Source organism: Haloferula helveola (assembly GCF_037076345.1).
GTDB classification, from domain to species: domain Bacteria; phylum Verrucomicrobiota; class Verrucomicrobiia; order Verrucomicrobiales; family Akkermansiaceae; genus Haloferula; species Haloferula helveola.
The window spans coordinates 513758-538932 of the sequence record NZ_AP024702.1 but is presented as its reverse complement, the minus strand read 5'-3'; the positions used below and the strand labels follow the sequence as shown (position 1 = coordinate 538932).

The following is a 25175-nucleotide window of genomic DNA, read 5'->3' as shown; positions in this document are numbered from 1 at the left end:
CTGAAACGATGAATCTGCTCGACCGCCTGCAACTGTCATTCCGGTGCCCTGCCCATTGGGAGGAGATGGAAGGTGACGATCGGAAGCGCTTCTGTTCGCACTGCCGGAAGCACGTCCACAACCTCAGCGAAATGACCCGCGATGAGGCCGAGAATCTCATCTCGCGCGGTGGTGCCTGCATCCGGATGATCCGGCGGGCGGATGGCACGACGGTCGTGAAGGATTGCCCGAGGACCCGCTCCGCCCGGCGGCTGGCGTCACAAGTGGCGGGCGCGGGTCTCGCCGGAAGCGCTCTTGCTCTTGCCAGCTGCGCGAAGCGCGACGAGCGACCGCCGGTCATGGGTGAGCACCCGCCCCTCACCGGCATCGTCGCATTGCCTCCCGGTCCGCCGGCGGGGGATGAGGTCCTCTTGGGAGAACCGATCGCTCCGGAACCTCCGCCCCTCATGGGCCGGCCGAAGCCGCCGGACCACGGCGAAGGGCTCAGCGAACCTCGTAGCCGCTGAGGTCGACGTTGAATCTCGCTGCCGGAATATCCCGGTTGAACCGGCTGTTGCGGAAGATTGTTCGGATCCGCGACTTGTCATCGAGCTGGATCTCGAGTGCGCGCAGCTCGTTCTTGCCGGGGTCGATGTCGAAGAACACCCACGACACCTTGCCCCGCATGTTGCGGTCCTTCGGGCGGGTGGTGAGCTGGTAGATGCCTTGGGTGACGCGTGACTCGACGAGATCGAAGGACTTCCTGAAGCTCTCGAGTCCGCCATTGATTGAGTCGCCGGACAACATCGTGAATGAACGCGCCCGGGGCGAGTCGGCGTCGATGCTGCGGGCTTGCTTTTTTTCAACATCGACGAGAGTGACCTTCTCACCATCGGAGACAGCGATGGTCTTGGCGGGCTGACCGAGGTCCCAGCGCAGCTTTCCATCGCGGGTCATCGCCAATGTCCCCGGGGTGGTGACCGGATTCTTCAGTGCGGGAAGCTTGCGTTCCTGGGTGAAGTCGGCCTCCAAGGTCCGGATGCCGGCCTGTCGTTTCAACCACGCTTCGAGCGGGGCGGTGTCGACTTCGGCGCGCAGCGGAGCGAGCAGGAGCAGGGCGAGAAGAAAGCGCATGCCCCTAGGTCGTCGCGGGTGCGGCGCTTTGCCAAGGGGAAATCGGTGGATGCGGTCGAATTTGGTGCTTGGAACCTGAGGCCGCTTCCCGTGGTTTCGCGCTGATGCGGAAATGGTGGAAGGTTGCGCTTCTGTTGCTGCTGGCGCTGATCGGGGCGGCAGGGCTCGGGCGCATTCGGTTCGAGACCGATCCGCTCGCGGTTCTTCCGGATGCTATGCCCGAGGTCAGCGGACTTCAGGCTTTCCAGCGGGTCTTCTCGAAGAAGGGCGAGCTGATCGTGCTGCTGGAGGCTGATGACGAGATGGCAGGAATGCTGCCGGATCGGGCGGCCGAGCTGGGAGAACTCCTGAAGGACTCGGGAGCAAGCGACTCGGTGCGCTGGCAGCCGCGCTGGCGCGATAGTCCGGAAGGAATGGCCGAGTTGTTCGCCTGGTTGTGGCTTAACGGTGAGCCGGAGGAGTTGGAGACACTGGCTGGCCGTCTATCCGAGAAAGAAATCGCGGGTTCGATGGAGGACGCCATGGAACGGGTGGCGACCGCGCTGGACGGCATGGACATCGTCCAGTCGGCGCATGATCCCTTTGGGTTTCTCGATCACTCGGCTCTGCGGTCGTTTTTCGCAGCGTCCGAGGGCGGAGGTGAAGGATTCGAGAGCGCCGATGGCATGGCGCAGTTGATTTTTATCGACGCGCCACGTCCCGTAGCCGGCTACCGCGAGGCGGATGCCTGGCTGAGTGAGGTCAGGGCGGTGATCGACCCGTGGGCGGATGAGAACGGAATCCGGGCCGCCTATACCGGTGATCCTGCCTTCGAGGCGGAGATCGGTGGCGCGATGGAGGGCGACATGCGCGGCACTGTCGGGATCACCTCGGTGGTGATCGGTCTGCTATTCCTGCTCATGCAGCGCCGTATCGGTCTGCTCGCCGGCCTGTCGGTGACCTTGGCGCTGGTCTTCGTCGCGACGCTCGGGATCGCCGGCTGGGTCTACGGTGAACTCAGTATCATGGCGGCCGGGTTCGCGGCGATCCTGATCGGCCTCGCGGTCGACTATGGCGTTCTCATCTGCCAGGAGGCCAAGGTCTGCGGCCACGACCAGTTACCCATCTATCGGGCCACGGCCCGGTCGATCGGTTGGGCCGCGGCCACGACAGCAGCCGTGTTCCTTGCCCTCAACCTGAGCGGCTTGCCCGGAATCGCGCAGCTGGGAACGGTGGTGGGCATCGGGGTGGTTCTCGGGGCGTTGTTCATGCTCGGCATTTATGTGCCTTGGGTTGCTCGGGTCGGCGCGGGCCGTCCGGCGATCGGGCACAAGACCGCTTGGGTTCCGGGGCGTGTCGGTTCGCTGGCGCTGCTGGGTGGTCTGGCACTCGCGGCGCTCGTGGTTCTCGGAATTCGGGGCCTCCCCGGGGTGGAGTTCGACCGCAGCCTGCTGCGACCGAGAAACAGCGCCTCAATGGCGACCTTCGAGCGGATTCAGGAGCACTTCCCGGACTGGGGATCTCCGGCCATTCGATTGGTGGTCGAGGGCGACACCGATCAAGAGGTGAGCCGGCGGATCGCGAGTCTGGAATCTTCTCTGGAAGAACTGGCGTCCGAGCGTCCCGATCTGGTCGAGGCATTCGAGCTTCCATCGCTATGGTGGCCCGAACCCGGTCGGATGGCTGCCAACCGCGAGCAGATCGAAAAACTTGCCGAGTCGAAGGATCGGCTCATTGCGGCGGCGGATGCGGCCGGGTTTTCCGAAGAGGGGACGGCCCTCGGAAGGTCCGTCCTCGAAGCGATGGGCTCGGTCGGATCGTTGTCGGACGGCCGCATGCCGGACGGTGAGGCATCGGCCGAGATCCTGCGTGGTGTGGCAAGCCGTGCGACGGACGGCGGCGGGTATCTGTTGGGAACCTTGGAGCTTTCGGATCCGGATGGCCTCGGGGTTGAGGATCTCAAGGACCTGCGTCGTCTCGGAGGCGAAGGAATTCATCTCGCCGGGTGGTCTTTGCTCAAACCCGCAGTGTTGCCGCTGGTGAAGAAGGACTTGATCGATGTCTTTCTGCCGATGGCGGGACTGATGCTTCTCATGCTGACGCTGGTCTTCCGACGCGTGAAGGATGTAACAACCGCGGTGCTGGCAATGTCGCTGAGCGGCCTGCTGTTGCTGGCAGCGATGAGGCTCGCAGGGATTGAGTGGAACTTCCTCAACATCGCGGCGACGCCGCTGCTTCTCGGAACCGGACTGGACTATGCCATCCACATCCTGCTCGCCCTGCGTCGGACAGGAGGGAATGTCCGGGCGGTTTGGAACGGTACCGGGAAGGCGGTCCTGTTCTGCGGCTGCTCTACCGCGATCGGATTCGGATCGCTCGCGTTCGCCTCGATCGACGCCTTGGCGAGCCTCGGGAAGGTGGCGGTCCTTGGGATCCTCTGCTCGATGATCGTGGCGGTGATCCTGGTCCCGGGAGTCCGCGGCACGGCCGAGCGCTGAGTCCAAGCACGAAAAAAGCCGGCACCCTGAGGTTCCGGCTTTTCCGAAAAATGTTCCCAGCGTTGCTCAGCCCGGGATTTCCTCTTCCACCGGAGGCCGACGGAAATCGGTCGGAGTCGAGGGCGGCGGAACAATCACCGGCGGGATCGGCGGAATTTCGATCCGCGGGATGTCGAGAGGGTTGGGTGGGGTCGCGGCGGGCTTCACTTCGATACCCTTGCCCTTGGCGCTCTTGGCACTTTTGCCTTCCTTGCCGGCGGCAGGGTCGAGGCGGGAGAGGACTTCCTGGACTCGCGTGAGGGAATCGGGAGCGGTCGCGATCGCGCACTGGGCGATCAGGCGCATGTGCTCGGGAGCGGCGCGAACGGCGGTTTCCACCACGTAGCCGACAATCGCGTCGTCGCAGTTGGTTCCGATGATGGCCGCGCGAACGACTTCGCAAGCGCAATCGGGATAGGCGGCGACCTCCTTGTCGACCAACTTGAGGAGCTCAATCGGATCGACGGTGGCCCGCTCGGCCGTGGTCTGCGTGCGTGCAGCGATCGGCGAGCAATCAACCGGTTTTTCCGCGAAGGCGGCGGTGGTTGCGATTCCGGCCGCAAGCGTGATCGCGAGGGAGGTATTCATGTCGGAGGGTGGGGTGGGGTTGCTGTCGAGAGATGGCGCTCGCTCCTCCAAAATCGGGGACAGGAGCGGAAAAATCCCTGCGACTCGGCAACCCTAGCAGCTCCAAACCCCGCTTGGAAAGCAGGAATTTGGCTCCGGGTTCACGCTCCAGCGGGCCAACTCCGGGGATCCGGGATTACTCGAAAAAGCGTTTCAGCGCCTTCTGCTCATCGGGATCGAGCGACTCGCGCCAGACCCGATCGCCACCCGATCCGGTGGATTCGACGCTTCCGCCCGTCTGCGGCTTGGTCGGATCCTTGCTGACTTCGTGCTCGCCATCCTGCAACTGAAGCAGGTCACCCGGGAGCGAGCGTGAAAGGTCCTTGGCCTCAAGAGCCTCGAGGTCTCCGGTTTTCAGGGGATCCCCTTCCTTGCCGAGAACTCCTCCGGCGTGGCCCGGGCCGCGGTCGACGCCGCCTTTTCCACCGGGGCCGTCCTCTCCGTCCGGTCCGGGTTGCTGACCCTCGCCTCCGCCTTGGCCTTCGCCGTCCATGAGTTCGTCGAGCCATTCCTCGCCTTGCCCACCACCGCCGCCTTGACACTCTTTGCAGGCGCCACCGGCTTTCTGGAGGTTTTCCCGAAGCTGCTCGATCTGCTCCTGATTGAGTTGGCCGAGGTCGTTGGGATCGAGCTGCCGCAGCTGGTCGAGGAGGTCCGGGTTCGGCTTAAGGGCGCCGTTCTGCAAGCCTTGAAGAGCCTGATCGAACTGATTCATCAGCTGGTCCTTCTGCCCCTGCTGCATTGCGCCAGCATTCTTTTGCAGGCTGCCGAGAGCCCGATCCGCTCGCTCAAGGTCGCGGGACAACCGTTCGAGTTCCGACTCGTGCTGCTGTTTAAGCGAGTCGGTGGCTTCCAGAGAAGAGTGACTGAACCACTCCTCCTCGTCTTTCGAACGAAGCTCCTCGAGCTTCTTCTTGGTCTCCTCGAGATAGGCTTCATCGATGACATCGTCCTCACCGAGCCGGTCGAGGTCGGCCTCAATCTTTTCCCAAGCCATCGGTTCATCCGGTGTGGCTCCCGGATCCTCCCCGACCGCCGAAAGCGGAATCAGGAGACCGGCCGAGAGAAACGCGAGCGCCGCCACCGGCGGGATCACGACACGCTGCCAGTTCCAGGAGAGGCCGGGGTCGATGTGGTTCGGAAGGGCCGGCCAAGGAGCGACGCCCGCGCGGGCCGCTGACAGAGAGTTGCGCATCTGCATCGCCGCCTCAATCCGGACCATCGAAGCTTCGCGGTGTTCGAAACGGCGTCTCGCGAAAAGCCAGGCCGCGGCGGCGACGATGAGGAGTGTGCCCGTGGTCCAAAGGGAGAGCTGCCAGACCGGCAGATCGGGGAGCTGACGGCGCACCAGCAGCAGGGCGCAGGCTCCGGCGAGGCCCAGAATGACCAAGGGCGCGGCGAGGGTCTGGGTCCACCAGCCGAGGTTGACCTGGCGGGCCACCTTGTCAGCTGCGCGGGACCATGCGGCTTGCAGATCCTTGCTGGGCGTCTTTTCGGACATGCCGTGGAGCATACCCCGGAAGCGGCGCCGTGCGATGCGATTTTTCTGTGAAAAGCCCGGGAAGGCTCAGAGTTGCCCGGCCGCAGCCCGGTCGAGATAGAAGCAGGCGTCCGGGTGATCCTGAAGGAAGGAGGCGCTCACCTGATCGGTGACCGGGCCTTCGATAGCTTCACGGACGATGGCCGCCTTGTGGGCGCCGAAAGCGAGGAGGCCGATCCGGCGGGCGGCGAGAATCGTGCCGCAGCCCATCGTGATGGCGTGGGTCGGAACCTTGTCGAGCCCGCCGAAGGCCGGCGCAGCATCCTCACGGGTGACCGGATCCAACTCGATCCGGCGGGTGCGGCTGTCGCGTGGCGAGCCGGGCTCGTTGAAACCGATGTGGCCGGTCCGGCCGATGCCCAGAAGTTGGAAGTCGATGCCTCCGGCTGCTTCGATTGCCGCCTCATACTCGGCGCAGTGGGCCGCCACATCCCCAACCGTACCGGATGGGATGTGGATGTTCTCCGCAGGGATATCGACATGGTCGAAAAGCTGCCGGTGCATGAAGGTCCAGTAGCTTTCGGGGTGTTGGCGCTCGAGGCCGAGATACTCGTCGAGATTGAAGGTGATGACTTGGGAGAAGGAGAGTCCCTCCTCGGAATGCAGGCGGATCAGTTCCTGGTAGAGAGGGATCGGGGTGCTACCGGTGGCGAGACCCAGTACGACCGAGCGCCCGGTGGCGTTGGTTTCCCGGATGAGCTTCGCCAACTCCGCGGCCAACGACCGGCAGGCTGCGGCTTTGTCGGCGAAGATCGTGACGTTTGGGGATCGCGTCATGGCGCGGGGAAATGGGGGGCGACCGGAACAAAGTCAAAGGCAAAACGGCTATCAACCGCACGGAGTTGGCGGGAAACCGGTTTCCTCTGCCGTTTCCGGCCTCTTGGGCATGCCGGCTTCACCGGCTCAGCCGCTTCTCGAGATCCAGATTCGGAGGTGCGCCGAGCTCAAGCGCCTTCTTGTAGTGCTCGAGACCTTCCTTCTTGCGTCCCTGCCGGGCGCAGAGCGCGGCGATATTGTAGTGGGCCTCGGCGTTGGTCGGGTCGCAGGAGATCGCGATCTTGAAAGATTCCACTGCGAGATCGAAGTCTCCCGAAAGCGCCTGGATCTTGCCGAGGATCAGGTGGCCCTGCTCGTTCGACGGGGCAAGCTCGACCGCGCGTCGGGCCGAGATCGCGGCCTCCCGCTGGTCGCCGAGCTTGCTCAGCAAGTGGGCAAGCATGCGGTGGGCGTAAGGATTCTTCGGGTCGATTTCCGTCGCCCGGCGGAACATCTCCGCGGCACCGATTGTTTCCTCGAGCTTGTATTCCACCAATCCGAGCCGGCACATGGAAGTCGAGTCACCCGGATGGCGCTCGATGATCATCTCGAACGCCTCGCGTGCGGCTCGAAGCCGTCCGTTCTGGTAGGCCCGGACGCCCGCCTTGCGGTAGGGTTCCAATTCCCGGTCGAGGCCGGCGAGGCTGCGTTCAACCTCCGAGCGGGGTCGTGCGTAGGGCGAGATGATCACGCCATCGACCTCCTGGCCGTCAATGACCTTGAGTTCTTCCGGCGTCAGGTTGAGTTCGGCTCCTTGATAAGTCTCGACCGCGCGACGGATTTCGACATCGCCCGAGGCTTTCTCCTTCAGGGTGGCAAGCAGCATGTCACGCGCTTCCGACCGCTTCTTCTGAATCCGGAGCTGCTTATTGATGATCGATCGCAGCATCTCCGCCTCGCCGGGGTCGTCGGAGTTGTCGGCCAGGCCGCGGGCTTCCTGCTGGAGCCGCTGCTGCAACTGGTTGATCCGCTGCTGTTGTTCGTCCCGCTCGCGACGGAACTCCTGGATCCTGAGCTTGCTGATTGCGAGATCGCGGAGTGCCTGAAGAAGGTCGTCCTTGGTGGCGTCGTTGTCCTCCTGCAGCAGATCGAGACGCTTCTTGGCCTCCCGCAGTTCGCGGTCGAGAGCCATATTCTGGTCGATCACCTCCTGCAGTTGGCCCGCTTCATTGAGCTTGAGCAGCGCTGCCATCTGGTCTCGCTCCCGTAGCAATTCGTCGCGTTCTTCCTGAAGCTCGTCGAAGGATTCGCGGACTTCCTTGAGTTCCGCCTCAAGAGAGGTGATCCGGCGGTTGGCTTTTCCCAATTGATCGTCCTTGAGCCGCAGCTCGTCCTGAAGTTGGCGGATCTGTTTGAGTTGGCCGGCGACCACTTCGTTCGAGGTCTTCCGCTCGAGCTCAAGCTTGGCCTTGTTGTCCGCGACCTCTTGCCGGAGACCTTCGACCTGGCCGATCAGGCGCGCCCGTTCCGCCTGGAGAGCGTCGATCTGCGCCTTGGCTTCGCGGGTCTCGGTGCGACTCGCGTCCAAGGCGCGTCCCATCACGGCCTTCTCTTCCTCAAGTCCGTTGATCCGGCGGGCGAGGGCGTCGATTTCCTCCTGAACGGGTCCTTCCGCGACTTCCCGGCGGAGTCGATTGAGTTCGCCGCGGGTCTTGTGCAACTCGGCGATAGCGGCATCCCTCATGCGCTCGGAGGTGGCACGATCGCTGTCCCGGCCGCCTTCGGTCGCCCGGATTCGCTGCTGAAGTTCGTCAACCTGACGCTGAAGTTCGGCGATGCGGCGCGACTCAAGCGTCTCCACCGGCTGGGCGGGACGGATCGGTGCTTCGGGGATACCGCCGTTCAGCGGGCGCGGCGTTTCACCCTCCACCACTCCGGCGACCCGTGCGCCGCCCTCGAGTTCGGCAACGACGTTGTCGCGTTCCTCGCGCTCCTTCAGCGCCTTCGGCCCGACGACTGCGATGCTGTCGAGTGTCTTGGTCCTGCGGCCCTGGACCATCTCCCGCTTCCACATGGGGAAGGTTTTGGAAATGGTGTCGAAGAGCTGCTGGGCGCGACGCAGCTTTTCGAGGGCCTCGGAGTATTTCTCTTGGTCAGCCAGTTTTTCGGCGTCGCGAGAAAGAAGCCAGCCTTGGAAGTAGACGTCCGACGGATCGAACTGGGCCGGTGCTGGTGCAGGTGCGGCAGGCTGCTGGGCGAGGGAGGGGGAAATACCGGTGCAAGCCGCCACGGCGGCGGCAAGTAGGATCGGCCTCAACTCTCTGGCGCTCCGTGGCATAGCGGGCGGAGGCTAGGGAAGCCCCCACGCCGCCGCAAGAGGGAAAACCACGCGCGAAGGGAGCCCTCAGGGAGTCGCAAGCTCCATCCGGAGGCGGAAGAATCCGCGGTTTCCGGCGGGTGTTGCGAACTCGAACGCTTCCCGATTCCCGGGGACCGGGGTCACGCTTGCAGGCGCTGCGCCCGACCATGGTCCGGCGCCCGTCCGCTGGGCGATCACGTCCCAGGAACCTCCGAGATCGTTGTTGTGCTCGATCCGGTAGACCACATCGGAGGGAGGGCTCGCGGGAAGTGTGATCCGGAAGTTTGAGGGATCGGCCGGACCGACCATCGGGTAGCTGGCGTCGGCTGAATCCAGAGCGGTGCCGGCACCGTGCTCGTAGAAGTTGCTGCGGCCATCTCCGTCGGCATCCGCTTCCTCGGTTCGCATGGCGGGATCGGCGATGCCCGAGACTGCGGTCAGGAAGGGAGAGGACGGAGGTTCGGGAAAGGTGGTGACGGTGCCATCGAGTGTCGCCGAGATGAGGAACTCCTTGTCGTCGCGGCTGTCGATCGACCAGTTGGCTCCGTAGATCGCGAGGATGTTGGTGCCTTCCACGAACATGTCCGGAGCGATCGGAAGCTGGAAGACCGAGGGCGTCATGGCGGATGGGTCCGGCCGGTCCGACGAGGCGGCGGTGTTCCATGCCGGCGGACCGTTGGGGACGTTCGCCCGCGCAACCTCGTGGCCATTGATGTAGGCAATAAAGCCGTCGTCGTAGTTGATCCGCAGATCCATCAAGAGAACCGCGGCCGGGTCGGTGATTTCGAAAGGTACGCGGATGAGGCACCCGACCGAGTTGTCCTTCATGCTGGTGGCCAGATTCAGGTTCGAGCCGATCAGGGCGAGATAAGGCTGGTTGCCATTGCCCTTGTTGACGTCGAAGCCGGTGCCGAGCGAGCCTGGCGTCCACGCCGTGTCGTTGAATCCGGGAGTCTTCCAGGCGAGGTCGAAAACTCCACTCGTAGAGTTGGTCACGGTGGCGGACGCGGCGCCGGCGATGAAGGTCAGATCCTCGAACACCGCGGTCAGTTCGATCTCATCGAAGGTGCGGTGGTCGCCGTCATTCACGGTGAGGCGGAGGCGGGTCGTGGCCGCTGTTGGGAAAGTGAGGGTGGGGTTGGCTGCAGTGCCGGAAGAAATCAGCCCGTCACCCGAGAGGACGGTCCATTCGTAGCTGGGCGCGGCGGGGAGTCCGTCGTCGGAGATCGTCGGGTTGAGGGCAATCTGCTTTCCGTAGACATTGCCGTCGGGGCCGAGGTCGACGCCCGCGGCTTGGGCAGCATAGAGCGGTACTGCGCCCGATTCATCGACCGAGATCTCGATAGTGTCGGTTTCCACGTCGGGACCGGAAGTCGCTGTCAGCTGGATCTGATAGATGCCGTGCGTCGAGAAAGTGACGTGGGTCGAGCCGGCCGATGGCGACGAGTAGTCGACGATCCCTCCCGCGGGTGCGGCGACGGTTTGCCATGACAACGTCCCCGAGGTTCCTGCCGCTTCGAGGACCAACCCGGTGCCTTCGGGAAGGCTGACTTGGGCGGAGGAGGGGGAAGTGATCTCGGCGGTCAGTTCCATCGGGAGAGGCACCGTTCCGCTCACCGAGTAGGATCCGAGGCTGCCGTAGTCGCTGTAGCCGGTGGACGGGTCGTAGGCTCCCGCACCGCTGATCTCGATGAAGTAGGTGCCCGGTGCCAGCGTGGTCGAGATGCTGGCCTCCATTTCGAACGAAGCATTCGAATCGATGATCTGGGCTCCGGCCGCGTCGAGGAGGCGCATGCGGATGTCGAGGTTCGGATCTTCCGGATTGTTGTCGGCGTAAAGGAAGATGCTTCCTCCAGCCGTGCTGAAGCTGAAGACGTCGGCGTCGGTGTTGCGCTCGATGATGCCGCTGCAGGCGGCCGAATCGGTGCCGGACGTGGTCATCGGGGAGGCACTGCCGATATCGTTACCGTAGTCGTCGTCGCGATAGCCGAGTCCGTTGTAGGTCTTGGTGATGATGGCGAGGTCGTCTTCGGCGTTGTTGGCGCCGGCATACTCGCCCTTGCTCCACTGGCTGACGATCCGGGTGTAGGCGAGGCCCATGATGGGTGCCCAAGTGGTCAGCCCACTACCATGACCCTCGTAGTAAGCGGTGCTGCTGTTGCCGTCGTGATGCAGTCCGAGCACGTGCCCGGCCTCGTGGGAGGCGGCTTCGTGGCAATTCGACGCGATGTAGGATTGCGCGGCGGTGAAGACCCACGCCGGGGTGTCGCTGAAACTGCTGCCGAAGATGTCGGTGCTGGCCACGCCGCCGACGGCCGGATTGGTGCTGTACCAGTCCTTGTAGGGCGAGAAGATCACCATCGTCCGCCGGTTGACCGGATAGCTGTCGTAGACGCTGCGGTCGGTCGTGACGTTGACGTTGAACGGCCTGTAGTCCTCGGAGACCCGTTCCCAGATCAGGTCGATGTCGCTCAGGGTGAGACCGGACTCCGGGGCGACGATCGGATCGATCCCGCTGTAGGAGTTCCAGAACGTGCCGGTGACGTTCTCGCCGTCGAAGTCGAGATAGATGACGCCGTTGGCGCCGGGGAGGCTGTTCATCGGCGGAGCCACCACGGCTTGGGCCGGAGGACCGATCTCACCCTCTTCCGGGTCTGGCGCCGGAGCGGCGAGGAGTCCGCCGAATTCGTTGCCTTGAGGGTCGGTCGATGCGCAGATCATCGAGCTGAAGGGCAATTCGACCAGTTCCACTTCGTTGCCCTTGCCCCGGAGAATCCAGCCGTTGCCCGGATCGCGGGGGAGCATGCGGCCCTCCCATTCATCTCCGATCCTGCTGATGAAGAGGCTTTCGCCGTTGGGCAGTTCGAGCGACATCGTGATTCGTCCGTCATCGAATGCCTTGCGGCTGATCACCCGGGCTTGGGTCATGCCTTCGAGAGCGAAGCCCAAATCGACCCACTCACCCGGGTCGGCGGTCTGCCACCCTGTTCGGGCGGGAGTTTGCACCCGGCGGAGTGAAACCGGGCCGGAAGCATGGTTGCATGAGCCATCACAGCTGTGACCGGAAGCCTCATCCGAGGGATTGGCCGACTGCCGGTTTGCTGGCTTTGCCTCGTTCTTGCTGGGTTCGTCTGATTCGGAAGCCGGTCGTTGGGTGACCCAGAGGGCGGAAATCGCGAGCAGGCTCGCGCCGAGGATGAGATGAGTGGCTGGTTTCATCGGGAACGCCTAGGGGCAATACCCGAATATCAATCTTCAAACAATTTTAAAATATCTTAACCAAATACACGTGATCGCGTAGCGTTATCCAAGAATTCCGCCCTCTCGGAAGGAGAAGTATGGGTCCCGGCCGGGGGACGGTCGGCCGATGATCACATGGTCGATCAGCCGGATTTCCATGAGTTTCGCGGCCTCGGCGATGCTTCGGGTGAATCGGATGTCCGCCGAGCTTGGAGAGGGATCCCCTGAGGGATGGTTATGCAGCAGGGCGAAACCGTAGGCTTTTTGTAAAATTGCCGGCCTCAGGACCTCCCGGGGGTGGGCGGTGGTTTCGGTGAGGGTTCCGGAGCTGATTTCGACAGTGGCAAGGTGCTGGAGTCGGCTGTTCACGAGTGCCACGACCAGCTTCTCGTCTCCCAGCCATGCCAGTTGGGGACCAAAGCACTTGTGGATCCGTTCCGGCGAGTCGAGAGGCTTGAGCCCCGTCTGCTCGCGGGCGGCGCGGGCGCCGAGTTCAAAGGCGGCTGCCAGTTGGCAGGCTTTGGCGAGACCAAGACCCGGGCAGCGGACGAGGGCATCGATGCCGGCCGAGCCCAAGGCATGGAGGGAGCCGAAGTGGTTCAGGATCTCGCGCCCGACCTCGATCGCGCTCTTGCCCTTCGTTCCGGTCCGCAGGAAAAGGGCGAGCAGTTCGGCGTTGTCGAGGCTGGCCGCGCCGCGGTGGGCGAGCTTCTCGCGAGGGCGTTCACGGTCGGGCAGATCCCGGATCATCATGCTGTTTCTATGAACAGCATGATGCGTGAAGGCAAGATCAGTCTTTGGACGACTTCGGGTCGAGCGCGTCGCGCAGGCCGTCGCCGAGGAAGTTGAGGGCGAACAGGGTGGCCGCGAAGAACAGCGACGGGAAGAAAAGGAGCGGGAAGTTCGCGCTCATCCGGTCGGCTCCTTCCGCGATGAGGATGCCCCACGAACTGTTCGGTGGTTTCACGCCCAGACCGAGGAAAGAAAGGGTGGCCTCGAAAAGCATGATGCCCGGAATCGTCAGGGTCGTGTAGACGATGATCGGACCAAGCGCGTTCGGCAGGATGTGCTTGAAGAGGATCTTGAAGCGCGGAATGCCCAATGACTGGGCCGCCTCGACAAACTCCTGGCTGGCGATGCTCTGGACCTGCGCGCGGACGATCCGCGACACGTTGAGCCATGAGAGCGCGCCGATCGCGATGAACAACGGAACGAGTGTCGTGATCGGCTCCACCCACGTCCTCACCGCGAGTTGCCGTTTCATTTCGGCATCTTCACCGGCGATGAAGGCAACGACGTTGTCGGTGAGTTCCGATGTGTGCTCGGCGATCACCTTTCCAAGCAGGATCACGATCACGAGGAAGGGGAGCGCGTAGAGAATGTCGACGGTCCGCATCATGATGTCGTCGGTCCTGCCGCCGGAGAATCCTGCCACGGCGCCCCACACGACGCCGATGGTGACCGAGACCGCGGTGGTGACCAGGCCGACGAGCATCGAGATCCGCCCCCCGTAGAGAACGCGGGAGAAGATGTCCCGTCCGAGGTGATCGGTGCCGAACCAATGCTCGCCCGAGGGTCCGGCATTCTTGTTCGAGAGTTCCTGAAGGTTCGGGTCCTGAACGATCGGCGTGATGAAAGGCAGGATGATGCAGCAGAGCACGATGGTCGCCAGCACGTAGGCGGATACGACCGCAGCGCGGTTCCTGCGAAGCCTCGCCCAAGCGTCCTGCCACAGGGAGCTCCCCTTGATCTGGTCCTCGAGGGACTTCTGGTAATCAGTTGCCACGGCGGATCTTCGGATTGAGCCAGGCGCCGAGCACGTCGCTGGCGAAAATGGCGAGGATAATAAGGACTCCGAAGAGCAGGACGATGCTGGTGAGCACCGGTTCGTCCTCGTTCTCGATGGCCTTGATGAAGTGGGTGCCTAGGCCCGGGATGGCGAAGACAGCCTCGATCACCAGTGATCCCGAGACAATCCCCGCGAAGGCCGGGCCGATGTAGGCGGCCGCGGGAATGAGGCCTCCCCGCAGACAGTGGCGGATCAGGATGTTTTTTTCCGAGACGCCCTTCGCGCGGGCGGTCCGGATGTAGTCCTGGGAGAGGATCTCGAGCATGCCGGCGCGGGTTAGCCGGGAGAGGTAAGCGGCATAGATCAGTCCGAGGGTGAAGGCGGGCAGGATCCAGTGCCGGGGGTCGGTGAAGCTCCAGCCGATCGAAGGCAGAAGTTCGAGACGCCGTCCGAAGAAGTCGGCGAGCACCGGTCCGATCACGAAGGACGGCACGCAGATGCCGATCATCGCGATGCCCATGGCACCGTAGTCGATGGCGGAATTCTTCTTCCATGCCGCGATCACGCCGAGCGGCACACCGATCGCGAGGGCGGTCAGCATGGCAACACATCCGAGTTGGAAGGAAATGGGGAAGGCCTGCCCGATGATCTCGCTGACCTCACGGCCCTCCAGCCGCAGGCTCACGCCGAGGTTTCCCGAGGCGAGGTTCTTGATCCGCAGGAAGTACTGGGTCACCAGTGGCTTATCGAGACCGTAGTAGGCTTCCATACGTTCCCGCGAGTGTTCGGGAATCGCCCGTTCGCCTTTGTCGAAGGGTCCGCCCGGGAGGGCCTTGACGAGGAAGAACGTGATCGTCAGGAGGACGAACAGGACGAGGACGCCCTGACCGAGCCGACGTAAACAGTAACGGATCATGGTTCGAGACTCAGCAACTTGTAAGGATGGTTGTCGAGGAGCAGCGGGTGCCATCCCTTCACCTCCGGGCGGTGCAGGTAGTTCCTCGCGTAGAACGAAACCGGCAGGATCGGTTGTTCGGTCATCAGCAATTCCTCGGCCTTCTTGAGCGTCTCCAGGCGCTTTGCCGGATCGGCCTGCTTGGCCGCATCGGAGAGCAGGGCTTCGTATTCCTCGCTGCCCCAGCCGGTGTTGTTGTTGCCGTTGCCCTCGGTCCACATGCCGAGGAAGGTGGTCGGGTCGAGATAGTCGCCGACCCAACCGGCGGAGCTCAGGTCGAAGTCGAGATTCTGCTGGGCGGTGTTGTAGGAACCCCAGTCCATGCTCTGAATGTCGATGATGATGTTCAGGTGTTCCTTCCACATCGCCTGATAGGCCTCGGCGGCGGCGCGGGCGGTCGGCTTCGAGATCAGCATCGAGTAGCGCGGGAAACCCTTGCCGTTCGGGTAGCCGGCCTCGGCGAGCAGTTTCCTACCTTCCTCCGGGTTGAACGACAGCATCGTCTTCGGCTCGTAGGCGCCCATCTTCGGCGTCATCGAGTTGGCCGGAGTGTAGCCCTCCTGGATGTACTTGCAGACCTCCTCGCGGTTGATGCACAGCGACATCGCGCGCCGGACGCGCGGGTCGGAGAGGCCGGGCCGGGTGTTGTTGATCCGGATGAACGTGGTCGCGACGTACGGTTCCTGCCTGAAATACTGCGGATGGTTCTTCTTGGACCACTCGATGAGGTCGGTCGGGAGGGAATACATCGAGTGGAGTTGTCCGGACATGAAAGCCCGCGCCTCCGTGAAGGGATTCTCGATGGGGAAGAAGCGGATGCCCTTGAGTCCGACATTGCCGGCGTCCCAGTAATGCGGATTCTGTTCGACCTCGATCACGTCGTGGTATCGCCATTCCTTGAGTTGGAACGGACCATTGCCGACGAGGTTTCCAAGATCGGACCAGTCGGTGAAGCGGTCGGAGAGCTTGCCGAAGCGGGTTACCACGTGCTCGGGAACCGGGAACCAGGTGTAGTGCCGGCTCAGTGCCGGAAGGTAGGGGACCGGTTCCTTGAGTTTCACCGAAAGAGTGCGCTTGGCGGGCGCCGTCACGCCGACTTTGGCCATGTCCCAGAGGTCCTTGCCGGCGAACTCGAGCATGCGGTCCATCACGACCGACTGCTTCCCGAATCCATCGGGCCAGACGAAGCGGTCGTCAGTGTCCTCGGCAATCCACTCCAGCTTCTCTTTCGTCAGCGGGTCGAGTCCTTTGGCGCGGACGTAGAGCCGGCGCTCCTCGGCGGTCAGGTCGTCCCAGTCCTTGTCCTTGATGTCCTCGATGTCGACCGAGCCGTCGCCATGGAAATTGACATCCGAACAATCTTCCCACGGCAGCTCCGGTGTGGGGGAGATGCGGAAGAGGATCTCGCCGCGCATGTCCTTGTTGAACTCCTCGGCATGCTCGATCGGGAACAGCATGTCGACGTAGGGGGCGGCGAATTCCGGGGTGAGCAGGCGGCGGTAGGCGAAGACGAAGTCGCTCGCCTTGACGTCTTCGCCGTCGGACCACCTGCCTTCCGGTTGGAGTTCGAAGGCCCATTCGGTGAGTCCCTCGTTGTGGGTCCATGATGCCGCGGCGCCGGGCAACATCGTGTCGTCCTCGGAGGGGTGGTCGCCCGCGAGTCCCTCGAAGAGGGCGCCGATGATCTTGCTCTCCGGGACTCCGGTGACGAGTTGGTGGTCGAGCGACTTGGGCTCGGCCGAGTTGCCCATGAGGAGAATTCCGTCGCGGTTGGCCTTGTCCACCGCAGTCTCCTTGTTGCAGGACGCCACGACGAGGAAGGCGGCGGACAGGAGGGCGTTCAGCAGGCGGTGGGGCATGGCTTGCGGGGAACTAAGCGAGGGGCGCGCCAAATTGGCAGGGAAAAAGTTCAGGACGTGGAACCAACGCCGCCGATCTTGCCGCTTTTCCAACAAATTCGGCGAATCAGGTCCTTTCCGATGGAGGGGGCTTGCATGGCGGAAGGGGGTCGCTAGAACCACCCGGAAGCTGCCGATCCCTGACTCGCCCACCGCTTGAAAGCCTATTTCATCCGCCGCCTCCTGCTGGTTCCGATCACCTTGTTCGGAATCACGCTGCTGGTCTACTCCATCATGCGTCTGACACCCGGCGGGCCGGTCGAGCAGGCTCTATCGCGGCTCATGGGCAGTGGCGACTCGAAGCGCAGCCGGGCCGAGGCCGGAGCTTCGCTGAGCGCCTCGCAGGTGCTCGAGATCGAGGAGGAGTACGACGAGCACAAAGGGATCTTCCGAGGCTACTTCGAGTGGCTGGGCATGTTGCCCCGGGATATCGAGACGATTGGCAGGGAGTTCCCCGACGGATCCGATGAGGTGATCATTCCGCTGCCGGGTACCGTCCACGAGGTAACCGTCAGCAAGGGTTCCGGGGGACAACCGGAGATCGTGCCCCAGGAGGGGGTGGACACCTCGGCCTGGCGGGTGCGGCTGCTGACACCGGAGGATCAGGCGCGCCGGTGGGAGAAATGGGTGAAGGGTGTGGAAATCGGCAGCATGCCGAACTACCGGGCGGTGCTGTACAAGCCGAAGTTCGCCGGCCTGTTCCAAGGAAGCCTCGGTTACTCCCAGAAATACCAGGATCCGGTCTGGCAGATGATCGTCCAGCGGATGCCTGTGTCGCTCTTCTACGGAGGAATCGCGATGGTGCTCATCTACGGCATTTGTCTTCCGCTCGGTGTTCTGAAAGGGATCAAACACCGGAGCTGGCTCGACAACTTCTCGTCTGTTCTGGTCTTCGCCGGCTACGCCATTCCCGGTTACGCCCTAGGCGCGCTGCTGGTGGTCTATCTGGCCGCCAAGATGCGGTGGTTCCCGCTCGGGGGGTTCACCAGCGATAACTTCGAAAGCCTGTCGTTCCTCGGCAAGGTCAACGACCTTGCCTACCACGGCGTCCTGCCCCTCGCATGCTATCTCATCGGTTCGTTCGCGATGATGACGCTGCTGATGAAGAACAACCTGATGGATAACCTCGCCGCGGACTACGTGCGGACGGCCATCGCCAAGGGAACCGGCTTCCGGGTCGCGGTCTTCCGGCACGCGTTCCGCAACTCGATCATCCCGATCGCAACCACCTTCGGGGCGAACCTGACTATCTTCGTCGCGGGCAGCCTGCTGATCGAACGGGTGTTCGACATCAACGGCTTCGGCCTGCTCGGGTTCAGCGCGCTGCTTGAGTTCGACCGCCCGGTAACGATGGGCGTGCTCTTCGTGTCGGCCCTGCTGATGCTTCTGGGCAATGTCATCTCCGACTTCTGCGTGGCCTTGGTCGATCCCCGAGTGAGCTACAAGTGAGATGACGTTTCCCCGCAAAATCGGCCTGCTTCTGGCCCTCGTGGCGATCGCCGCGACGGCAGCCCACTTCTGCGGTCTCGAGCTGCCTAGCCTGCGGTGGTTCTATTCCTTCGACGGAGATCCGAACAAGGCGAATGACTCGTGGTTCGAAATGTGGAGGGCGGAGATCTTCGGCATCACCTTCAGTTCGCTGCTCCTGATCGCGGGAATGCTGCTGCTGGCGTTCGGCGGCGGTTTCCAATGGAATCCGCTGACGTTGCGCCGGATGGAGCGCTTCCGTTCGATCGGGCGGGGCTATGTTTCCTTCCGGATCCTCATCGTGCTGCTCGTGCTTGCGATGCTCGACCAGTTGCTGGTCGGAAAGCGAGCCCTGGCCGTGCGATACCAAGGTGAGTGGCACTTCCCGGCCTTCGTCGACCACCGCTACCCCGCCCACTTCTTCGGTGCCGAAGGGGAGGAGGAGACGAACTACCGCGAGCTCAAGGAGCGGCTATCGGATACCGATGCCGTGGTGATCCTCGCCCCGGTGCCATGGGATCCGACTTTCGATTCCGATGATGAGATGGAGCTGTCGCTTCCGATCATTGACGGGCTGATTTCGCGTCCGGACGGCAAGACGGCTTACAACGGCTACGCCTACCAGCACCAGAAGGACGACCCGACGAAGGTGATGCGCTCCGGCCGGGTGCGCGAAGGCCGGCTGCGGTGGGATGTCGAGGTCTTCGATGTCGATGGCGATCCGGTCGGTCGCGAGAAGTGGGAGGACGGACGGCTGGTCGAAACCACCGTGCCGGACAACGCCGAGCTGGCGGAGGAGGGCGGTTGGGTCCGCCGCATCTATCCGCCGCTGCCGCCGAGCCTTCAGCGGAAGCACTTCCTCGGCACCGACAAGAAGGGCTGGGACATCGCCGCGCAGCTCTACGGAGGTCTGCAGGTGATCTTCAAGGCGGCCATCATCTACCTCGCCCTGACCTACGGCATCGGGATCACCTTCGGTTGCCTGATGGGCTACTTCGGCGGCGTCTACGACCTCGTCATGCAGCGGATCATGGAGGTCATGAGCAACGTGCCCTTCCTGCTGGTGGTGATGATCATCTGCAACAACATCGGCCGCGACAACATCACGCTCGGCACCATCCTGCTGGTTTTCTGCATCTTCTCGTGGATCCAGATCGCGGTGTATCTTCGGACCTCGACCTACAAGGAGAAGGCGCGCGACTACGCCAGTGCCGCGAAGGTTCTCGGTGCCGGCACCGGCCGCGTGATCTTCCGCCACATCCTGCCGAACGCGATCTCGACGATCGTCACGCTTGTTCCCTTCAGCGTGTCGTCGGTGATCGCCGCCCTGACGGCCCTCGACTTCCTTGGTTTCGGGGTTCCGGACTCGTATCCGAGCTGGGGCCGGGTGCTGAACGACGGGGTTGAGAACCTCGGTTCCCCGTGGATCGTCAGCTCGGTGTTCGCGATCATGGTGACCCTGCTGTTGCTGATCACCTTCGTTGGCGAAGCGATCCGCGAAGCCTTCGATCCCAAGAAATTCACGACCTACCAATGATGCGACGTCTTCCATGGCTTCTCCTCTCCGCGCTGCCGCTGCTGCTCGGAGCCTGCCGGGAAGCGTCTGACGAGTATCCTCCGTACGATTGCACGGAGGAGCGGATGAAGTTCTACGAGCGCTACAACGAGAAGACCCGGGCGGATCTGGGCAAGCGCGTCGCGGACTTCGAGGAAGCCTTGAAGGGCGAGCTCACCGACGCCGAGCGCAAGGAGGCCGAGCAGCTTCTCGACGAAACACGCGAGCGGCTCAGGGATCCGGACTTCTTCCAAAGGAAGTCGGTTGAGGATCTGCCGGCAGATCTCGAGTGGGAGTTCGGAATGGACCAGCCGGAACTCGGCTCCGAAGAGGCGAAGAAGGGCGGGACCTTGCACAGCTACATCCCGGGAGGTACTTACCCGCCGAACATCCGGTCGTGCGGCAAAGAGGCGAACAACTCGTTCCGCTCGTACCACTGGGACGACATCGAGATGGCCCAGATCTCGCTGCATCCGAACACCAACAGGATCATCCCCGGCCTCGCCGACAGGTGGGCGGTGGGTGAGGACGGTCGCTCCGTGTTCTTCCACATCGACGATGAGGCGCGCTGGTCGGACGGCGAGGAGGTGACGTCGGAGGACTGGATGATGAGTTTCTATATCTACCTTTCCGACTACCTCAGCGTGGCCTTCTACAAGAACTACTACTCCGAGCAGTTCTGGGGGATCACGACCTACGGCAAGGACTACCTCTGCATCCGCAACGCGTTCCCAAAGCCGCTGGCGCCGTTCTGGGCCGCGATTCCTCCCTCACAGGCGGGATTCTACAAGGAGTTCGGTCCCGATTTCGAGGAGCGCTACAACTGGCGGCCGAGGCCGACCACGGGTGCCTACGTGATCCGCGAGGAAGACATCCAGAAGGGGCGCTCGATCTCGCTGTCGCTCGTCGAGGACTGGTGGGCGAAGGACCGGAAGTACTACAAAAACCGTTTCAATGTCGACCGGATCGAATACCGGCAGGTCCGCGACGAGGAGAAGCAGTTCCAGATGTTCCTCCAGGGGGATATCGACATCTACTACCTCAACGACGCCAAGAAGTGGTACGAGCAGACCGAGGTAGACGCCGCCTTCAAGGGATACTTCGAGCGGGCGACATTCTACAACGATTACCCGCGGGTCTCGAGGGGGCTTTACTTCAATCTGAGCAAGAAGCCGCTCGACAATCCGGACGTGCGGATCGGGCTGTCCCACGCGACGAACTGGCGGAAGGTCATCGATTTGGATCTCCGGGGCGACGCCGAGCGGCTGAATCTGCTCAACGAGGGCTTCGGCGACATTTCCAATCCGGACATCCGTGCCCGTGATTACTCGGTGAGGAAGGCGCGCGAGGCGTTCGCGCGGGCGGGATACACCAAGTCCGGACCGGACGGGATCCTGGAGAACGACAAGGGGCGGCGGCTTTCGTTCACCATCACGACCTACAAGATCCCTGCGGTCGAGGCGATGATGCTGCGGTTGAAAGAGGAGGCGCGCCGCGCCGGTGTGGAGTACAAGATCGAAGCGCTCGATCCGACCAGCGCGTTCCAGAAGACCTCGCGCAAGGAGCACCAGATCAGTTTCTCCGGTTGGGCGATCACTCCGCCGTTCCCGGACTACTACCAGCAGTTCCACTCCAAGGAGGCCTACATTCCGGGGACGAAGAAGCCCCGGCCGATGACGAACAACCTGTCGATCTTCGCCGATCCCGAGGTCGACAAGATCCTCGAGGCGAACCGCAACGCGAGAAGCTACGAGGTGATCAAGAACACCAGCCGCGAACTCGAGCAGATCTTCCACGACCGTGCGGTGTGGATTCCGTCGTACCAGCGGCCGTTCTACCGCCTCGGATACTGGCGGTGGGTGCGCTGGCCGGACGACTTCAACGTGCGGCTCGCGTCGGAGCCCGAAATGACGCACCTGCACTGGATCGATCAGGACATGAAGCAGGACACGCTCGCCGCGATGCGCGAAGGACGGGTGTTTGGTGAGAAGATTCTGCTGTTTGACCAATACCGGACCCTCAGGAAGCCGGAGAAGGGAACGCCGGAAGCCGATGAAGGAACGGACGCCGGCGGGGAGTCCGCCGCTCCGTCCGAAACCGACGGAACGGAGCGAGATGAAACGCCGCCGGCCGTTGAAGATGAGGAGGGGGCCGATGAGTGATTCGATTCTCGAGGTTCGCGATCTGATCACCGCCTTCGACACCGATGGTGGTCTTGTCCGCGCCGTTGACCGGGTGAGCTTCGATGTGCCCAAGGGCAAGACGCTCGGAATCGTGGGAGAGTCGGGCTGTGGCAAGACCGTGACCGCGATGTCGATCATCCGCCTGCTGCCCCAGCCGGCGGGCCGCATCCTTCAGGGCGAGGTGATGTTCAAGGGGCGGGATCTCACCAGCATTTCGGCGAGGCAGATGCGCAAGATCCGGGGTGGGGAGATCGGAGTGATTTTCCAAGAGCCGATGACCGCGCTCAATCCGGTCCACCGGATCGGCAAGCAGCTCTCGGAGTGCTTCCTCCTGCACAAGAAGATCAGCAAGAAGGAGGCTTGGGAGGCGTCGATCGAGATGCTGCGCCTGGTGCGGATCCCTGCACCCGAGCAGCGGATCGGCGACTACCCGCACCAGCTCTCCGGCGGGATGCGCCAGCGGGTGGTGATCGCGATGGCCTTGGCCTGCCGTCCGGATCTGGTCATTGCCGACGAACCGACGACCGCGCTCGATGTCACCGTGCAGGCGCAGATCCTCGATCTGATGAAGCGGCTCCAGAGCGAGCTGGGCATGTCGATGATCCTTATTACCCATGACCTCGGAGTGATCGCCGAGAGTTGCGACGAGGTGGTCGTGATGTACGCTGGCCGGGTGGTGGAGAAAGCTCCGGTGAAGGAGTTGTTCGCCAACCCGCTGCATGCCTACACCCGCGGGTTGTTGGCTTCGATCCCGCGGTTGGAAACCGAGCCCAAGTCGATCCTGCCGGTGATTCCCGGAATGGTGGCTTCGTTGCGGGATTTCGTGCCGGGGTGCCGGTTCTGCCAGCGCATGGAGCGCCGGGGTCCGACGCTGCGGGAGCGTCCGGAATTCATCGAGGCGTCGCCGGATCACTGGGTCGAAGCCTGTCCGATCTGTTATGCCGGCGCCGACGTTGCGCTTGCGGGAAAGGAGGAAGAAGCATGAGCGAAATCCTGCGGGTCGAGAACCTGAAGGTGCACTTCCCGGTGCACAGTGGCGTGCTGATGCGGCAGAGCGGTGCGGTGAAGGCCGTCGACGGCGTGTCGTTGGGAATCGCTCCCGGCGAGACCCTCGGGCTTGTGGGTGAGTCCGGTTGCGGCAAGTCGACGCTCGGGAAGGCGATCGTCCGTTTGCTGAAGCCGACCTCGGGCAGGATCGTGTTCGAGGGCAGCGACATCACGACGGCCGGGGTCGGGGCGATGCGTCCGATCCGCCGCGACCTGCAGATGATTTTCCAGGATCCGGTCGAGTCCCTGAATGCGCGACATAGCGTGCGGGAGATCCTCGAGGAGCCCTTCATCATTCATGGCGGGACGACACCCGCGCAGCGGAGGACCATGGTCAACGAGTTGCTGGACCGGGTGGGGCTCCCGGCAGCGAGTGCCGACCGTTACCCGTTCGAGTTTTCGGGCGGACAGCGGCAGCGGATCGGGATCGCGCGGGCGATCGCCCTGAAGCCGAGGATGGTCATCTGCGACGAGCCGGTTTCGGCGCTCGACGTATCGGTGCAATCCCAGGTTCTCAACCTGCTGCTCGAACTGCAGCGCGAGATGGGGCTTTCCTATCTCTTCATCGCCCACGATCTCGCCGTAGTGAAACACATCTCCGACCGGGTCGCGGTGATGTATCTCGGCAAGATCGTCGAACTCGCGAGTTCCGACGCCATTTACCAGCGTCCCAAGCACGCCTACACCAAGGCCCTGCTGTCGGCGATCCCGCACCCGGATCCGACGCGTGAGATCACGCGGGAATTGCTTGAGGGCGACGTGCCTTCGCCGATCGATCCTCCGAAGGGCAGCGCTTTCGGTCACCGGATCGGACATCCGCGCTACGACGAGACGATTGGTAAGGAACTGCCGTTGGTCGAGATCGAGCCCGGTCACTGGGTCGCGGCCGATCCCTGCTGCCTCGAGCCCGACGACTGGGAGAAGGTCGCTGCCGAAGGTGTTCGGGATTGCCCGACCGGGGCCGCGGGCTAGGTTCGGGCATGGGCATCGACTCCTTCGCCAACCGCTTCGTCTGCGACCTTCACGCCTACGAGCCTGGGAAGCCGATCGAGGAGGCCGCGCGCGAACTCGGCCTTGATCCGGCCTCGATCATCAAGGCGGCCTCGAACGAGAATCCGCTCGGGCCTTCTCCACTTGCAAAGGAGGCGATGCGGGCTGCCATCGAGAAGGCGCACATCTATCCGGATGGCAGCGGGCACAAGCTTCGCAGTGCGATCGCCGATCGTCTGGATCTCGGACTGGAGAACGTGGTGCTCGGAAACGGCTCGAACGAGATCATCGAGTTGCTCTGCCACAGCTTTCTGAATCCGGATGCCGAGTTGATCGCGGCCGAGCACGCCTTTGTCGTCTACAAGCTCATGGCAACCCTGTTCGGTGCTCGCTACGTCGAGGTCCCTGATCCGGGGTTCGTCCATGACCTCGACGGTATGGCCGAGGCCATCACCGACCGCACGCGGCTGGTGTTCATCGCCAATCCCAACAACCCGACCGGGACGATCGTCGGGCAGGAGGAGATAGACCGTTTCATGGAACGGGTGCCGGAGCACGTGGTCGTTTGCTTCGACGAGGCCTACTATGAGTTTCTGGAAACGCCGCCGGACACGCTGAAGTTCGTTCGGGAAGGGCGGAACGTGTGCGTCCTCAGGACCTGCTCGAAGATCCACGGATTGGCCGCTCTGCGGATCGGCTACGGGCTCGCTTCGCCGCAGGTCGCCGGAATCCTCCAGAAGGCGAGGCAGCCGTTCAATACCAACGCGCTTGCCCAAGCGGCGGCGTTGGCGGCGCTGGGGGACGACGAACACGTTCGCAAGACCTGTGAGATGAATCACGAGGGCTTGGCCTTCTACCACCAGGCTTTCGCCGAGCGGGGAATGAACTTCGTGCCAAGCGTCGCCAACTTCGTGCTGGTGGAGGTTGGCGATGGCGATGCCGTTTTCCAAGGCATGCTCCGTCGTGGCGTGATCGTGCGCGCGATGCGCAGCTACAAGCTGCCGGGCTGGGTTCGCATTTCCACCGGGACGGAGGTGCAGAACCGCCGCTGTCTGGAGGTCATGGATGAGGTTTTGGCGCAGATCCGCGAAACGGGTGAGATCACCGCTTGAGTGGGTGGCCTAAATATCTCACACTTCT

The 25175-nt window shown here is 63.1% G+C and carries 18 protein-coding genes; 8 read left to right on the top strand and 10 right to left on the bottom strand.

Going from position 1 to position 25175, the window contains the following annotated elements; genetic code table 11:
* The first annotated feature begins 8 nt into the window (after positions 1 to 8).
* Positions 9 to 506, top strand: a complete 498-nt coding sequence (locus HAHE_RS01730; RefSeq protein WP_338688047.1) for a hypothetical protein — start codon at positions 9 to 11, stop codon at positions 504 to 506.
* Here HAHE_RS01730 and HAHE_RS01725 read toward each other — a convergent pair.
* Positions 484 to 1113, bottom strand: a complete 630-nt coding sequence (locus HAHE_RS01725) for an outer membrane lipoprotein carrier protein LolA (protein WP_338688044.1) — start codon at positions 1111 to 1113, stop codon at positions 484 to 486. The two genes, HAHE_RS01730 and HAHE_RS01725, sit on opposite strands and share 23 nt — an antisense overlap.
* 104 nt (positions 1114 to 1217) lie before the next feature.
* Here HAHE_RS01725 and HAHE_RS01720 point away from each other — a divergent pair, with 104 nt between their 5' ends.
* Entirely contained in the window at positions 1218 to 3590 is a 2373-nt protein-coding gene (locus tag HAHE_RS01720) for an MMPL family transporter (protein ID WP_338688041.1), read from the top strand.
* 66 nt (positions 3591 to 3656) lie between these two features.
* Here HAHE_RS01720 and HAHE_RS01715 read toward each other — a convergent pair whose 3' ends face one another.
* The 9 genes from HAHE_RS01715 to HAHE_RS01675 all read right to left on the bottom strand — a co-directional run bounded on the left by HAHE_RS01715 (position 3657) and on the right by HAHE_RS01675 (position 16754).
* Complete coding sequence (locus HAHE_RS01715; RefSeq protein ID WP_338688039.1) at positions 3657 to 4217, bottom strand: hypothetical protein; 561 nt, start codon at positions 4215 to 4217, stop codon at positions 3657 to 3659.
* A 175-nt stretch (positions 4218 to 4392) separates the two neighbouring features.
* Positions 4393 to 5757 (bottom strand): hypothetical protein, encoded by a 1365-nt coding sequence (locus HAHE_RS01710; RefSeq protein ID WP_338688037.1) that lies wholly within the window; start codon positions 5755 to 5757, stop codon positions 4393 to 4395.
* Between the two features lie 66 nt (positions 5758 to 5823).
* Positions 5824 to 6573, bottom strand: coding sequence for a glucosamine-6-phosphate deaminase (nagB, locus tag HAHE_RS01705; RefSeq protein ID WP_338688034.1), 750 nt, complete (start codon positions 6571 to 6573; stop codon positions 5824 to 5826).
* Positions 6574 to 6691: 118 nt separating this feature from the next.
* Positions 6692 to 8842, bottom strand: a complete 2151-nt coding sequence (locus HAHE_RS01700) for a tetratricopeptide repeat protein (RefSeq protein WP_338688032.1) — start codon at positions 8840 to 8842, stop codon at positions 6692 to 6694.
* 114 nt (positions 8843 to 8956) lie between these two features.
* A complete protein-coding gene (locus tag HAHE_RS01695) occupies positions 8957 to 12130 on the bottom strand; it encodes a PKD domain-containing protein (RefSeq protein ID WP_338688030.1) in 3174 nt (1057 codons plus the stop codon).
* Positions 12131 to 12214: 84 nt separating this feature from the next.
* Complete coding sequence (gene radC, locus HAHE_RS01690) at positions 12215 to 12904, bottom strand: RadC family protein (protein ID WP_338688027.1); 690 nt, start codon at positions 12902 to 12904, stop codon at positions 12215 to 12217.
* A gap of 37 nt (positions 12905 to 12941) precedes the next feature.
* Positions 12942 to 13937, bottom strand: coding sequence for an ABC transporter permease (locus tag HAHE_RS01685; protein ID WP_338688024.1), 996 nt, complete (start codon positions 13935 to 13937; stop codon positions 12942 to 12944).
* On the bottom strand, positions 13927 to 14856 hold the full coding sequence (locus tag HAHE_RS01680; protein ID WP_338688021.1) for an ABC transporter permease: 930 nt from the start codon (positions 14854 to 14856) through the stop codon (positions 13927 to 13929). Before HAHE_RS01680 ends, HAHE_RS01685 begins: the two co-directional genes overlap by 11 nt.
* Entirely contained in the window at positions 14853 to 16754 is a 1902-nt protein-coding gene (locus HAHE_RS01675; protein ID WP_338688017.1) for a peptide ABC transporter substrate-binding protein, read from the bottom strand. Before HAHE_RS01675 ends, HAHE_RS01680 begins: the two co-directional genes overlap by 4 nt.
* Before the next feature lie 195 nt (positions 16755 to 16949).
* On the opposite strand from HAHE_RS01675, the gene HAHE_RS01670 reads away from it, so the two are divergent.
* The 6 genes from HAHE_RS01670 to hisC are packed head-to-tail and all read left to right on the top strand — an operon-like array spanning position 16950 to position 25147.
* Positions 16950 to 18242, top strand: a complete 1293-nt coding sequence (locus tag HAHE_RS01670) for an ABC transporter permease subunit (RefSeq protein ID WP_338688015.1) — start codon at positions 16950 to 16952, stop codon at positions 18240 to 18242.
* Between the two features lies 1 nt (position 18243).
* Positions 18244 to 19797: an ABC transporter permease subunit gene (locus HAHE_RS01665; RefSeq protein ID WP_338688013.1), complete on the top strand. Its 1554-nt coding sequence runs from the start codon at positions 18244 to 18246 to the stop codon at positions 19795 to 19797.
* Positions 19794 to 21977 carry an ABC transporter substrate-binding protein gene (locus HAHE_RS01660; protein ID WP_338688011.1) on the top strand — a complete coding sequence of 728 codons (2184 nt, stop codon included), beginning with the start codon at positions 19794 to 19796 and terminating at the stop codon, positions 21975 to 21977. The genes HAHE_RS01665 and HAHE_RS01660 overlap by 4 nt, the downstream gene beginning before the upstream one ends.
* Positions 21970 to 22983, top strand: coding sequence for an ABC transporter ATP-binding protein (locus HAHE_RS01655; RefSeq protein WP_338688010.1), 1014 nt, complete (start codon positions 21970 to 21972; stop codon positions 22981 to 22983). The genes HAHE_RS01660 and HAHE_RS01655 overlap by 8 nt, the downstream gene beginning before the upstream one ends.
* A complete protein-coding gene (locus HAHE_RS01650) occupies positions 22980 to 24017 on the top strand; it encodes an oligopeptide/dipeptide ABC transporter ATP-binding protein (RefSeq protein WP_338688009.1) in 1038 nt (345 codons plus the stop codon). The genes HAHE_RS01655 and HAHE_RS01650 overlap by 4 nt, the downstream gene beginning before the upstream one ends.
* Positions 24018 to 24025: 8 nt before the next feature.
* Positions 24026 to 25147, top strand: a complete 1122-nt coding sequence (gene hisC / locus HAHE_RS01645) for a histidinol-phosphate transaminase (protein ID WP_338688008.1) — start codon at positions 24026 to 24028, stop codon at positions 25145 to 25147.
* The last annotated feature ends 28 nt before the right edge of the window (positions 25148 to 25175 follow it).